Annotated in this window: 12 protein-coding genes; 3 read left to right on the forward strand and 9 right to left on the reverse strand. The window is 68.9% G+C overall.

The window, feature by feature from the left end; genetic code table 11:
* Positions 1–46 precede the first annotated feature (46 nt).
* The 8 genes from DEJ48_RS07355 to DEJ48_RS07390 form a co-directional block, all read right to left on the reverse strand.
* On the reverse strand, positions 47–1414 hold the full coding sequence (locus tag DEJ48_RS07355) for a nucleobase:cation symporter-2 family protein (protein ID WP_150221030.1): 1368 nt from the start codon (positions 1412–1414) through the stop codon (positions 47–49).
* A 358-nt stretch (positions 1415–1772) separates the two neighbouring features.
* Complete coding sequence (locus DEJ48_RS07360; RefSeq protein ID WP_150215398.1) at positions 1773–3173, reverse strand: 8-oxoguanine deaminase; 1401 nt, start codon at positions 3171–3173, stop codon at positions 1773–1775.
* A gap of 75 nt (positions 3174–3248) precedes the next feature.
* Positions 3249–4667, reverse strand: a complete 1419-nt coding sequence (locus DEJ48_RS07365) for a nucleobase:cation symporter-2 family protein (RefSeq protein WP_150215399.1) — start codon at positions 4665–4667, stop codon at positions 3249–3251.
* 68 nt (positions 4668–4735) lie between these two features.
* Positions 4736–5668: a factor-independent urate hydroxylase gene (pucL, locus tag DEJ48_RS07370; RefSeq protein ID WP_150186926.1), complete on the reverse strand. Its 933-nt coding sequence runs from the start codon at positions 5666–5668 to the stop codon at positions 4736–4738.
* A 5-nt stretch (positions 5669–5673) separates the two neighbouring features.
* The gene (uraH, locus tag DEJ48_RS07375; RefSeq protein WP_150215400.1) at positions 5674–6081 is read right to left on the reverse strand and encodes a hydroxyisourate hydrolase; all 408 of its coding nucleotides are present in this window, start codon (positions 6079–6081) and stop codon (positions 5674–5676) included.
* Complete coding sequence (gene uraD, locus DEJ48_RS07380) at positions 6078–6593, reverse strand: 2-oxo-4-hydroxy-4-carboxy-5-ureidoimidazoline decarboxylase (protein ID WP_150215401.1); 516 nt, start codon at positions 6591–6593, stop codon at positions 6078–6080. Before uraD ends, uraH begins: the two co-directional genes overlap by 4 nt.
* A gap of 180 nt (positions 6594–6773) precedes the next feature.
* On the reverse strand, positions 6774–7151 hold the full coding sequence (locus tag DEJ48_RS07385) for a helix-turn-helix domain-containing protein (protein ID WP_150215402.1): 378 nt from the start codon (positions 7149–7151) through the stop codon (positions 6774–6776).
* Positions 7148–7426, reverse strand: coding sequence for a hypothetical protein (locus DEJ48_RS07390; RefSeq protein ID WP_150215403.1), 279 nt, complete (start codon positions 7424–7426; stop codon positions 7148–7150). Before DEJ48_RS07390 ends, DEJ48_RS07385 begins: the two co-directional genes overlap by 4 nt.
* A 126-nt stretch (positions 7427–7552) precedes the next feature.
* On the opposite strand from DEJ48_RS07390, the gene DEJ48_RS07395 reads away from it, so the two are divergent.
* The 3 genes from DEJ48_RS07395 to DEJ48_RS07405 all read left to right on the forward strand — a co-directional run bounded on the left by DEJ48_RS07395 (position 7553) and on the right by DEJ48_RS07405 (position 10966).
* Positions 7553–8380, forward strand: a complete 828-nt coding sequence (locus DEJ48_RS07395; protein ID WP_150215404.1) for a TIM barrel protein — start codon at positions 7553–7555, stop codon at positions 8378–8380.
* A gap of 53 nt (positions 8381–8433) precedes the next feature.
* Positions 8434–9324, forward strand: a complete 891-nt coding sequence (locus DEJ48_RS07400) for a 2-hydroxy-3-oxopropionate reductase (RefSeq protein ID WP_150215405.1) — start codon at positions 8434–8436, stop codon at positions 9322–9324.
* A 184-nt stretch (positions 9325–9508) separates the two neighbouring features.
* On the forward strand, positions 9509–10966 hold the full coding sequence (locus DEJ48_RS07405; protein WP_150215406.1) for a catalase: 1458 nt from the start codon (positions 9509–9511) through the stop codon (positions 10964–10966).
* A gap of 1012 nt (positions 10967–11978) precedes the next feature.
* Here the strand turns inward: DEJ48_RS07405 and gcl are convergent.
* On the reverse strand, positions 11979–13766 hold the full coding sequence (gene gcl / locus DEJ48_RS07410; protein ID WP_150215407.1) for a glyoxylate carboligase: 1788 nt from the start codon (positions 13764–13766) through the stop codon (positions 11979–11981).
* Between the last annotated feature and the right edge of the window lie 7 nt (positions 13767–13773).

The following is a 13773-nucleotide window of genomic DNA, read 5'->3' on the forward strand; positions in this document are numbered from 1 at the left end:
GCGCGAGGGAATTCGCGTAAGTGTGCTGTGAGCCGTAACCGGGGCCTCAGTGGGCTATCGCCTCACTCTTGCCGTGACCCTGACCCGGCACGCGCGTCTCCCGGATCTCACCGCCCGGCTCCATCGGTGCCGTCACGTCGTCCTCGTCGCGGCCCTTGCCGATGTGGTTGAAGACCAGGTTCAGGAGCACGGCGGCCACACAGCCCGTCGAGATGCCCGAGTCGAGGATGATCTTCGCGGTCTCCGGGAACGCGTGGTAGAACTCCGGCGCCGCGATCGGGATGAGGCCGACGGCGAGCGAGACGGCCACGATAAGGACGTTGTTGTCCTTCTCCAGGTTCGCCTTGACCAGCGTCTGGATGCCGCTCGCCGCGACCGAGCCGAACAGGACCACGCCCGCGCCGCCGAGCACGGGGCGCGGCACGACCGCGATGAGCGACGCGGCCATCGGGCACAGGCCCATCAGGACGAGGAAGCCGCCGCCGACGGCGACCACGTACCGGCTGCGGATCTTCGTCATCGCGACCAGGCCGATGTTCTGCGCGAAGGCGCTGCACATGAAGCCGTTGAAGAGCGGGCTGACCGCCGAGCCGAGGGTGTCGGCACGCAGACCGGCGGCGATGGTCTTCTCGTCGGCGGGACGCTCCACGATCTCGCCGAGGGCGAGCATGTCGGCCGTCGACTCGGTCATCGAGACGACCATGACGACGCAGAGCGAGACGATCGCGGCGGCCGCGAACTGCGGGGCGCCGAAGTGGAACGGCGTCGGGAAGCCGACGATGTCCGCGTCGCCGACCGGGCCGAAGTCCGTGACGCCGAACGGGATGGCGATGAGCGTGCCGATGACGAGGCCGAGCAGGACCGCGATCTGCTTCACGAAGCCGGTGGTGAAGCGGCGCAGCAGCAGGACGACGACGAGCGTGAGGCCGGCGAGGCCCAGGTTCTTCATCGAGCCGTAGTCGTCGGCGCCGGGGACGGGTCCCTGCGCCCAGCCGAAGGCGACCGGCATCAGCGAGATGCCGATGAGGGTGATGACCGTGCCGGTCACGACCGGCGGGAAGAACCGGATCATCTTCGAGAAGAACGGGGCGGCGATGAAGCCGAGCACGCCCGCCACGATCACCGCGCCGAAGATGATGGGCAGCGCGTCGTCCTTGTTGTCGGTCGACTCGACGACCGCGATCATCGGGGCGACACCGGCGAAGGTGACGCCGTTGACGAAGGGCAGCCGCGCGCCGATCTTCCAGAAGCCGAGGGTCTGGAGGAAGGTCGCGAGGCCTGCGGTGAAGAGACAGGCGCCGGTCAGGAACGTGAGGTCCTTGGGCGAGAGTCCGATGGCGGCGCCGACGATGAGCGGCGGCGCGACGACTCCCGCGTACATGGCGGCCACGTGCTGGAGGCCGGTGGTCGCCATCTTCAGGGCGGGGAGCTTCTCGTCGACGGGGTGTATCGCCCCGTCGGCGCGTATGGACCCGTCGTCGGTCTCCGGGTCCGGGGTGGTGCCTTGCTTGGTGAACCTGGGCTGAGTGGCCACTGTGGCTCCTCCGGTTGTTTTCCGGTCCCGGCGGGGCCGCCGGCACTTTTCGCTTCTGGGAGGTGGTGCATGGTGCAAGGACTTGCTCGGTATGCAGTTGTGGGAAATGCGCCCAGGTAGTGCTGACCGCCCCGGGAACGTGAAGCTTTGGGCCACGTTCCCGGGGCGGCACTTGAGCAGCCCGCTCGGCTGCTCAAGTCCGGTCAAGGGCCGTCCCCCCTGACCGGAGTTCTCGGGTTCAGCTCTCGGCGGCGATGCGCGCGAGACGCTGGGCCTGCTCGCGGGTGGAGCGGGCGATGGCGTCCTCGTCGGCGTGCAGCAGGGTGCCGTTCTCGACGACCGGCTTGCCGTTGACGAGGGAGAGCGAGACGGGGGCGGCCGCACCGAAGACGATGGCGGTCACCGGGTCGGCGATCGAGGCGTGCCCGATGCCGTCGATCTTCCAGAGGACCAGGTCGGCGAGCTTGCCGGCCTCCAGGGAACCGATCTGCGTGGCGCGGCCGAGGACCTGCGCGCCGCCGTAGGTGCCGAGGCGCAGGGCCTGACGGGCGTTCAGGGCCGCTTCCCTGTGGGCGCCGAGGCGGTTGATCAGCAGGGCGTTGCGCAGCTCGGTGTGGAGCTCGCCGGACTCGTTGGACGCGGTGCCGTCGACGCCGAGGCCGACGGGGACGCCCGCCTTGAGCATGTCGGGGACGCGGGCGATACCGGCGGCGAGGCGGGCGTTGGAGGACGGGCAGTGGGCGACACCCGTCTTCGTGCGGGCGAACGCCTCGATGTCGGAGTCGTTCATGTGGACGCAGTGCGCCATCCACACGTCCTCACCGAGCCAGCCGGTGGACTCGAAGTAGTCGGTCGGGCCCATGCCGAACAGCTCGTGGCAGAACTTCTCCTCCTCGACCGTCTCGCTGCCGTGGGTGTGCAGACGCACGCCCAGGCGCCGGGCCAACTCGGCGCCCTGCTTGAGGAGTTCGGTGGATACGGAGAACGGCGAGCACGGCGCGACGGCGACCTGCGTCATCGCGTCGAAGGACGCGTCGTGGTGCTTCTTGACGGTCTCCTCGGTGGCGGCGAGCGCGCCCTCCAGGGTCTCGACGGCGAAGTCCGGCGGCAGACCACCGTCCTTCTCGCTGCGGTCCATGGAACCGCGGGCCAGGGTGAAGCGGACGCCCATCTCGGAGGCGGCACGGATGATGGACCCGGAGAGGTCGCCGGAGCCCTGCGGGAACACGTAGTGGTGGTCCATGGCGGTGGTGACGCCGCCGCGGGCCATCATGCCGAGGGAACCCTGCGCGGCCGCGTATGTCATCTGCTCGTCGATGCGCGCCCACGTCGGGTACAGCGCCACCAGCCAGTTGAACAGGTTGTGGTCGGTGGCCAGGCCCCGGGTGATCCACTGGTAGAAGTGGTGGTGCGTGTTGACCAGGCCGGGGGTGACGAGGTGGCCGGTGGCGTCGACACGGCGTACGACGTTCGCCAGGCCCTCGGGGGCCTTGCCGGCGCCGATCGACTCGATCTTGTTCCCGGCGACGACCACGTACCCCGAGGCGTACTCGGTGTCGTTGGCGTCGACCGTCGCGATCGCGGCGTTCTCGATGACGATGCGCTCGACGGCGCCTTCAGGGGTTGCCGATGCTGCCATGGTGCTTCCTTACTGTGTGTGGCAATGGGGGTCCCCCCTGCTCCTTGAGAGCTTGGGGGAGGGCACGGCATGACCCTAGGAAGATTTGAGTGCCGCGGCCGTGGAGCCACGGGTGCCGAGATGGTGAAAGAACAGGTTGAGCGTGACCGCGACGAGCGCGCCGGCGCTGATGCCGGAGCCGAGCACGGTCTGTGCCCAGGCGGGGAACTCCGCGTAGAAGGTGGGGGCGGCGAGCGGGATGATGCCCGCACCGAGCGCCACGGCCACCAGAATGATGTTGGAGCTGTCGTCGAGGCCCGCCTCGGAGAGCGTTCGGATGCCGCTGACGGCGATGGAGCCGAAGAGGACGATGCCCGCACCGCCGAGTACCGGCATGGGGACGACGTTCACGACGGCGCCGAGCACCGGGAAGGCACCGAGCACGATGAGCGCGCCGCCCGCGACCGCGACGACATAGCGGCTGCGTACGCGGGTCAGCGAGACCACGCCGACGTTCTGCGCGAAGGCCGAGGTGGGGAAGCCGCCGAAGACCGGTCCGACCAGGGTGGCGATGCCGTCGGTGCGCAGGCCGCGGGTGATGGTCCTGCCGTCGGTCTTGCGCTCGCAGATCTCGCCGAGGGCGAGCATGCCGGCCGCGGACTCGGTCATCAGGACCAGCATCACGATGCAGAGCGAGAGGATCGCGGCGGGCTGGAAGACGGGGGCGCCGGAGGCGAACGGCGTGGGCAGGGCGGCGAGCGGGGCCGTCTGCACCGACGTGAAGTCGGCCATGCCGAACGGGATCGCGGCGAGCGTGCCGATGAACATGCCTGCCAGCAGGGCGACTTGCTTGAGGAAACCGCGTCCGAATCGCTGGAAGAGCAGGATCACGACGAGCGTGAAGGCGGCGAGCGCCAGGTACTTCATGTCGCCGAACGTCGGGTCGGTGTCGTCGCCGCCCTGCGCCCACTTCACGGGCACGGGCATCAGCGTGACGCCGATGAGCGTGATGACGACGCCGGTGACCAGCGGCGGGAAGAAGCGGAGCAGCTTGCCGAAGAACGGTCCGACGGCGAGGCAGAAGACGCCCGCGACCATCACCGCGCCGTAGATCGCGGGGAGTTGATCGCCTTTGGCGTTGGTCTCGGCGATCGCGAGGATGGGCGCGATGCCCGCCGAGGAGGCGGCGTTCACGAACGGCAGGCGGTTGCCCACGAAGCCCTTGACGCCGAGGGTCTGCAGGATGGTGGCGAGACCGGCGATCAGCAGTCCGGCGGCGATGAGCCGGGTCTGGGCCACGGTGTCCAGGCCACAGGCCTGGCCGATGATGAGCGGAGGGGTGACCACACCCGCGTACATGGCGGCGATGTGCTGGAGTGCGGCGGGGACGAGCCGCGAGGGGTGGAGCTTCTCATCCACCGGGTGACAGTCGGCAGTTGCTGCGCTGTCAGCTGTGTCCGGTGGGGTGGAACACGGGCCTTCGGCTGCTGCCGGCCCCTTTGCAGGCTGTGCCATTGCGGATGTTCCCTCCGGTGTGGCGCGCCCCCGCCCACTGCGGGCGGGACGGGGGCGCGCATCCCGCGTCAGAGGTTGGTCATGTCGACCGGGATCTTCGGCTCGACGCCGTCCCGCAGAATCGTGGCCTCGATCAGGCCGTACGGGCGGTCGGCGGCGTAGTAGACGGCTCCGTCCTTGGCTTCGTTGTCGAGGCCGAAGGGCGAGAGGTCCTGACGGAAGTGGTGCTTGTTGGGCGCGGAGAAGCGGATCTCGTCGATCTCGCTGCGGTTGTTGATGACCCGCGAGCCCATCTGGTACAGCGTCTGCTGCAGGGAGAGGGAGTAGGTCTCCACGAAGGCGTGCAGGATGTGCTTCTTCGCCTGCTCGTACGACCGCTCCCAACTCGGCATGCGCTGCTCGTCGTTGGTCCAGTTGTGCCGCCACCAGGTGGACAGGGAGGTGGCGAGGATGCGGTCGTAGTCTTCCTGGAGGGTCGTGTACTTGTCCTTGATGAAGCCCCAGAACTCGGAGTTCGTGGAGTTCATCACGGTCAGGTCCTTCAGACCCGAGAGGACCTCGAAGTTCTCGCCGTCGTACGTGATCTGGGCGAGGCGCGTCTCCTGCCCCTTGCGGACGAAGGAGTGGTTGACCTCGTCGGCGCCGATGAACTTGGCGTTGCTGTCGGAGCCGCCGATGCGCTCCCAGCTGTACTCCTCGATCCGGATCCGCGCGCGGTGGATCGAGGGCTGGCTGTCCACGAAGTGCCGGGCGAGGTGGATGCCGTACTGCTCGGCGGACTCGATGCCGTACTCCTTGGCGAACGCGAAGCAGGTGTTCTTCGTCGTGTCCGTCGGCAGGCAGTTGGCGTTCGAGCCGTTGTAGTGGACGTCGTCCAGGTCGCCGGAGAGGGCGACGGAGACGTTCAGGTCCTTGATGTGATGGGTGTCGCCGTCCCGCGTGATCTTTACGACCCGGTTCTCAGCCTTGCCGTACTGGTTCTGTCCCAGAATGGTGGGCATGTCTGCTAGCTCCCTCGGTAAACGGAGTAGCCGAACGGGTTGAGCAGCAGCGGTACGTGGTAGTGCTCGCCCGGCTTGACGGCGAACGTGATCGCCACCTCCGGGAAGAACGCTCCGGTCGCACCGCTGTCCCGATTCGCGGGGGCGTCCTGCTGCGCCTCGGCTTGCTGGTTGTTCTTGCTCAGGAAGTACGCCTCGGTCTCGAAGTCGAGACGTACATGGCTGGTGCCTTCCGGCAGGGCCGGCAGGTCCTTGCACCGCCCGTCCGCGTCGGTCGCACTGCCGCCGAGCGCCTTCCACTCATCCCCTGCACCACTGCGGGCGGACAGGGAGATGGCGACGCCCTCGGCGGGGCGGCCGACGCTGGTGTCCAGGATGTGCGTGGACACCGAAGCGGTCGTTTCCGTGCTCATGCGTCGTTTCCTTCTTCCACGAGGCGGGTCAGGCGGATGCGGTTGATCTTGCCCAGTTCGCTGCGGACGATCTCGCGCTCTCCCTCCGCCTCGTTCTCGATCCGGATCTTGAGCTGGCCGAGCATGAACTCGGCTGTCGCGCCGGTCGCGCAGATCAGGAAGACGTGACCGAACTTCTCCTGGTAGGCCAGGTTCAGTTCGAGCAGTTCGGCCTTGAGCTCCTCGGAGGCCCCGGCCATGCCGCGCTGTTCGCGGGCGGAGGTCGGGTCCCCCGGCTTCGGGCGGCCGATCGGCGGGTGCCCCGCCATCGCCTCGGCCAGATCCTCGGCGGTGAGCTCGGCCATGGCGGCGTCGCTGGCGGCGAAGAGGGCTTCGACGGTGGGGTAGGGGCGCTGGGCAAGCAGCTTGCTTCCCCAGGCCGAAGAGGCGCAGGCCTCGTGGAGGGCGGCGGTGGCCGCGGCCTCCTCCAAGGCGTTGAACCGGGTGAGACCCGGCGTCGTACTCGAAGTCACGGGGAGCCTCCGTGGCCTTGTGCTGGACGGGCTGCGGAACAGCTAAGACCTTCAACAACACCGCGTCAACAGTTTGTTGAAATAACTTGAACAAAGAAGCCGCCACCCGGCATTTCGGGTGACGGCTCGGCCGCGCAGCGTGACCACGGGGCGTGGGTCACCAGGTGACCCAGGGGCGAATTACTCGCTCTTGGCGGCGTTCTCCCTGTTCAGGTAGTTGTACACCGTGAACCGGGAGACTCCCAGGGCGCCCGCCACAGTCTCGACGCCATGCCGGACGGAGAAGGCGCCGCGCGCCTCCAGTATCCGCACGACCTCCTGTTTCGCCTTGCGGTCCAGCTCGGACAGGGGCCGGCCCTGCTTCCGCTCCAGGGCGAGCAGGATGTGGTCCAGCGAGTCGGCGAGCTGCGGCAGCCGTACGGCCACCACGTCCTCGCCCTCCCAGGCGAGCACGACGTCGTCGGTCCCCGCCAGGTCGGGCGGCATCATCTCGCCGCCCATGGCGTCCACCAGCGGCTTCACCGCGGTGACGAAGGGGTCGTCCCCGAAGCTGGTCACTTATCCGCCTCCCCCGGGTCCGCCGGGTCCGCCGGCTCGCCGATCACGTTGACCTGGAGCGAGACGCGGGTCGCGCCCGCCCCCAGGGACCGGCGCAGCATCGCGTCGACGGCAGTGAGCACCGCGTCGACGTCACCCTCGGCCGTATTGCCGAACGGACCTACGTCCACGGCGTCCAGCGGGGCCCCCTGAATGACCTCACGAGCCACCACCGCATGGGCGGGGGCCTCGTCGAGATCGAAGGGTTCGGTCGTGAACTCCACTCTCAATCGCACGCTCAACAACCTAATGCCGCCGTGGGAATTTTCGGCAGCCCCCTCTTGACAGCTTCCGCAGATCGGAGGCAGTCTTCCACCAGACAGAAATGAACTTCCGCAATACGGAAGGAGCGCGGAAGCCCCATGGGATACTCCGACCAGCGCTTCAATGTGAACCTGTCGATCCTCTTCACCGAGCTCCCGCTCCTTGAGCGCCCCGCGGCCGCCGCGAAGGCGGGCTTCGGCGCGGTCGAGCTGTGGTGGCCCTGGGTCGACGCCCCCACCCCCGAGCAGTCCGAGCTCGACGCCCTGAAGCAGGCGATCGAGGACGCGGGCGTACAGCTGGTGGGCCTGAACTTCTACGCGGGGCAGCTGCCCGGCCCGGACCGCGGCGCCCTGTCGATCCCCGGCGAGGAGAGCGAGAAGTTCCGCGCCAACCTCGCGGTGGCGGCGGACTTCGCGAAGTCGCTCGGCTGCACGGCGCTCAACGCGCTGTACGGCAACCGCGTCGAGGGTGTGGACCCGGCCGTCCAGGACGAACTCGCCCTGGAGAACCTGGTGCTCGCGGCCCGTGAGGCCGACCGCGTCGGTGCGATCCTGCTGATCGAGGCGCTGAACAAGCCCGAGTCGCCGCTCTGCCCGATCGTGAGCGCCCCCAAGGCGATCGAGATCGTGGACAAGGTGAACGCGGCCACCGGCCTCGGCAACGCCAAGTTCCTCATGGACCTGTACCACCTGTCCATGAACGGCGAGGACCTCCCGTCGGTCATCGAGCAGTACGCGGCCAGGACCGGCCACGTGCAGATTGCCGACAACCCCGGCCGCGGCGCCCCCGGCACGGGATCGCTGCCGCTCGAATCGCTGCTCGACCAGCTCCGCGCCGCCGGGTACGACGGCTGGGTCGGCCTCGAGTACAAGCCGGGCGACGCCCCGAGCGCCGAGGCCTTCGGCTGGCTGCCGGCCCAGCGCTGAGCGCCCCCTCATCGACGTACGACCCGTTTGAGAGCAGTAGGAGAGACACCCTCATGAGCAACCTTCCCAAGATCGCGTGGATCGGCCTCGGCATCATGGGCTCGCCCATGTCCGAGAACCTGATCAAGGCGGGTTACTCCGTCACCGGCTTCACCCTCGAGCAGGACAAGCTGGACCGCCTGGCCGCGGCCGGCGGCACCGCCGCCAAGTCCATCGCCGAGGCCGTCAAGGACGCCGACGTCGTCGTGACGATGGTGCCCGCCTCCCCGCAGGTCGAGGCCATCGCGTACGGTCCTGACGGCATCCTGGAGAACGCGAAGTCCGGCGCGCTGATCGTCGACATGTCGTCGATCACCCCGCAGACCTCCGTGGACCTGGCCAAGGCCGCCAAGGAGAAGGGCCTGCGCGTCCTGGACGCCCCCGTCTCCGGTGGCGAGGCCGGCGCGATCGAGGCCGTGCTCTCCATCATGGTCGGCGGCGAGCAGGCCGACTTCGACGAGGCCAAGCCGCTCCTCGACGCGCTGGGCAAGACCATCGTGCTGTGTGGTCCGCACGGCTCGGGCCAGACCGTGAAGGCCGCCAACCAGCTCATCGTCGCCGTCAACATCCAGGCGTGCGCCGAGGCCGTGGTCTTCCTGGAGAAGTCCGGTGTGGACCTCAAGGCCGCGCTCGACGTCCTGAACGGGGGGCTTGCGGGCTCGACCGTGCTGACCCGCAAGAAGGACAACTTCCTGAACCGGGACTTCAAGCCCGGCTTCCGGATCGACCTGCACCACAAGGACATGGGCATCGTCACCGACGCCGCCCGCAACGTCGGTGCGGCCCTGCCCGTCGGCGCGGTCGTCGCCCAGCTCGTCGCCTCGCTGCGCACGCAGGGTGACGGCGGCCTCGACCACTCCGCCCTGCTGCGCTCCGTCGAGCGTCTCTCGGGCGCCGAGCTCTGAGCCGCACCACCGGCGAGAGCTCCTCTCGAACTTCCGGGCCGTGGCGGCGCTGACACCTGTCCTGTCGCGCCCAGGCGTCGCCGCGGCCCGGAACTCCATCATCAACTTCAACAAACTGTTGACGTAGCAGTTCAGGGGTCCTTACGCTCCGAACACCTCAGCAGTCACAGCACGGAAGGTCACGATGTCGAAGCGCGTGCTTACGACCGAGTCCGGCGCCCCCGTCGCCGACAATCAGAACTCCGCCACCGCCGGCGTCGGTGGCCCGATCCTCCTGCAGGACCAGCACCTGCTGGAGAAGCTCGCCCGCTTCAACCGTGAGCGCATCCCGGAGCGTGTGGTGCACGCCCGCGGCTCGGGTGCGTACGGCCACTTCGAGGTGACCGACGACGTCACCGGCTTCACCCACGCCGACTTCCTCAGCGAGATCGGCAAGCGCACCGAGGTCTTCCTGCGCTTCTCGACCGTGGCGGACAACCTGGGCGGCGCGGACGCCGTGCGTGACCCCCGTGGCTTCGCGCTGAAGTTCTACACCGAAGAGGGCAACTACGACCTCGTCGGCAACAACACGCCGGTCTTCTTCATCAAGGACCCGCTGAAGTTCCCCGACTTCATCCACTCCCAGAAGCGTGACCCGTTCACGGGCAAGCAGGAGCCGGACAACGTCTGGGACTTCTGGGCGCACGCCCCCGAGGCGACGCACCAGATCACCTGGCTCATGGGCGACCGCGGCATCCCCGCCTCGTACCGTCACATGAACGGCTACGGCTCGCACACCTACCAGTGGACGAACGCCAAGGGCGAGGCCTTCTTCGTCAAGTACCACTTCAAGACGAACCAGGGCATCCGCAGCCTCTCCGCCGAGCAGGGCGCCGAGACCGCGGGCAAGGACCCCAACTCGCACCAGACGGACCTGCTGCAGGCCATCGAGCGCGGCGTGAACCCGTCCTGGACGCTGCACGTGCAGATCATGCCGGCGGCCGAGGCGGCCGACTACCGCTTCAACCCGTTCGACCTCACCAAGGTGTGGCCGCACAAGGACTACCCGCTGCAGCGCGTGGGCCGCCTGGTCCTGGACCGCAACCCCGACAACGTGTTCGCCGAGGTGGAGCAGGCAGCCTTCTCCCCGAACAACTTCGTGCCGGGCATCGGTCCGTCCCCCGACAAGATGCTCCAGGGCCGCCTGTTCGCCTACGCGGACGCGCACCGCTACCGCCTGGGCGTCAACCACACCCAGCTCGCGGTGAACGCGCCGAAGGCGACGAAGGCCGACAACTACGGCCGCGACGGCCTGATGGCGTCCAACGCGTACGGCCGCGACCGCAAGAACTACGAGCCCAACTCGTACGACGGTCCCGTCGAGACGGGTCAGCCGCTGGCCGCGCCGCTCGCGATCGCCGGTTACACCGGCACGCACGAGGCCGCGACCCACACCAAGGACGACGACTTCTTCCAGGCCGGTGAGCTCTACCGCCTGATGTCCGAGGACGAGAAGTCCCGTCTGGTGGCGAACATCGCCGGCGGCCTCTCGCAGGTCTCCCGCGACGACGTCATCGAGAAGAACCTCGCCCACTTCCACGCCGCCGACGCCGACTACGGCAAGCGCGTCGAGAAGGCGGTCCGCGCCCTGCGCGAGGACTGAGCGAGTTCGCAGCAACTCCCAGGCTGCGCCGGTGAGTTGACGGGAGGTCGACTCACCGGTGCTGAGCCCGCACCGCCACGGACCCGGATGAGGGGTGGTCCCGTGCGCAACGCGGGCAGTCCGCTCCGGCGGACAGGCACGGGTCCGCGGCGGCTCTGCGAGCCAGTGCGGTGGTAAAGGTCCGACGGGTTCCCTTCTCGACCTGAGGGAGGGGAACCCCCGGCCCGTCGCAACCGCCGCGGTCCCCGCCGACGCCCCCCTCCCAGGGGGCCCACAGACTCCGTCCGGCAGCGCGTATGCATGTTCCGCCAGTCGCGCGCGGTCGGACGGCTACAACTCCACAGCCCCACAGGGTGCTTCGGCCCCACAGGGCAGCTGAGCCAGAGCGGCGAGTACGGGACGGTCCCCGGACTCGCCGCTCTTTTGCGTGTGGGTCGGGCCGTGTGGCCGGTGCCGGGGGGCGGGGCCGCAGGCCGGGTTGTGGGCCGTTGCCGTGGCCGGTCCTGCGCGGTGGTGCCTCATGGCCGGGCTGGGGGCCGGGCCGGGGCCGCGCGCCGGTAGCCGCGGCCGGTGCTGCGTGCCGGGCACCTGCGGCTCTGCTGGGGGCGGGCCCGGCAGCCAGGGGACCGCCGACCCTCCCGTGCCGTCCCTGGCACTCCGGGTCTCCGGACTCCCGGGCCTCCGGGTCTCCCGGGGGCCGGTGCTGCGCGCCAGGCGTCTGGGCTCTGCTGGGGGCGGACCGGGCGGCCAGGGGGCCGCCGACCTCCCGTGCCGTCCCCGGCGCTCCAGCCCCTCCGGGCCTGCGGGCCTCCGGGCTTCCGGGCCTCCGGGCTTCCGGGCCTCCGGGCTTCCAGGTTTCCGGGCCTCCCAGGCCTCCCAGGGCAAGGGCGCACTGCCGCCCGTACGCCGGGTACGCCCGGCACCGGCGGCTGATACCGGGCACGTCCGCGCACGCCGAAGGGGCGGCCCACCCCCCACGGGTGGACCGCCCCAGTCAGTGGGTCGGGTCGGGTCAGACCTTCAGCGGGCGGATCGCCGTGGGCGCGTGGCCCGGCTCCGTGGCGATCTCCTCGAACTCCTTGACCGCGCTGATGTCGGCCGTGGGGCTCATGGAGATGTTCGTGATGCGCTCCAGGATCGCCTCGACGACGACCGGGACCCGGTACTCCTGGGCCAGCTTCTTGGCCTGCTCCAGGGCCGTGCCCAGCTCGTTCGGGTCGGTCACGCGGATCGCCTTGCAGCCCAGGCCCTCGGCGACCTTGACGTGGTCGACGCCGTAGACGCCGAGCTCGGGGCTGTTCTGGTTCTCGAACTCCAGGTTGACCTGGAAGTTGATGTCCAGACCGATCTGCGCCTGACGGATCAGGCCCAGGTAGGCGTTGTTGACCAGGACGTGGACGTACGGGATGCGGTGCTGCGCGCCGACCGCCAGCTCCTCGATCATGAACTGGAAGTCGTAGTCACCGGAGAGGGCCACGACCTGCGTGTCCGGGTCCGCCTTCGCGACGCCCAGCGCGGCCGGGATCGTCCAGCCGAGCGGGCCCGCCTGGCCGCAGTTGATCCAGTGGCGGGGCTTGTAGACGTGCAGCATCTGCGCGCCCGCGATCTGCGAGAGACCGATCGTCGTGACGTACCGCGTGTCCTTGCCGAACGCCTTGTTCATCTCCTCGTAGACGCGCTGCGGCTTCATGGGGATGTTGTCGAAGTGCGTGCGGCGCTGGAGGGTCTCCTTGCGCTCCAGGTGGGAGGCGACCCACGCCGAGCGGTCCGGCAGCTTGCCCGCGGCCTTGAGCTCCTTCGCCACCTCGACGAAGAGCTCCAGGGCGACCTTCGCGTCGGACGCGATGCCGTAGTCCGGGGCGAAGATCTTGCCCAGCTGCGTCGGCTCGATGTCGACGTGCACGAACTTGCGGTCCTTGGTGTACACGTCGAGGTTGTAGCCGGTGTGACGGTTGGCCCAGCGGTTGCCGATGCCGAGGACGAAGTCCGACTCCAGGAACGTCGCGTTGCCGTAGCGGTGGCCGGTCTGCTGGCCGACCATGCCCGCGTTCAGGTCGTGGTCGTCGGGGATCGTGCCCCAGCCCATCAGGGTCGGCACGACCGGCGTGTTGGTGATCTCGGCGAACTCGACCAGCAGGTCGGAGGCGTCGGCGTTGATGATGCCGCCACCGGCGACGATCAGCGGACGCTCGGACTCGACCAGGAAGGTGATCGCCTTCTCGATCTGCGCGCGGGTCGCGGACGGCTTGTAGACCGGCAGCGGCTCGTACGTCTCCGGGTCGAACTCGATCTCCGCCATCTGGACGTCGATCGGCAGGTCGATGAGGACCGGGCCCGGACGGCCCGAGCGCATCAGGTGGAACGCCTGCTGGAAGATGCCGGGGACCTGCGCGGCCTCCAGGACGGTGACGGCCATCTTCGTCACCGGCTTGGCGATGGTCGCGATGTCGACGGCCTGGAAGTCCTCCTTGTGGAGCAGGTGCGTCGGCGCCTGGCCCGTGATGCAGAGGATCGGGATCGAGTCGCCGGTCGCCGAGTACAGACCGGTGATCATGTCGGTGCCGGCAGGACCTGACGTACCGATGCAGACACCGATGTTGCCCGGGTTGGTCCGGGTGTAGCCCTCAGCCATGTGCGAGGCGCCCTCGACGTGGCGGGCGAGGGTGTGGTCGATGCCACCGCCCTCCTTGAGCGCCTTGTAGAAGGGGTTGATCGCGGCGCCCGGCACACCGAACGCGTTGACGACACCTTCGCGCTTGAGGATCTCAACTGCCGCGCGGGCAGCGGTCATACGAGCCATGGGGTTC

The sequence above is a fragment of the Streptomyces venezuelae genome, assembly GCF_008642315.1.
GTDB lineage: Bacteria > Actinomycetota > Actinomycetes > Streptomycetales > Streptomycetaceae > Streptomyces > Streptomyces venezuelae_D.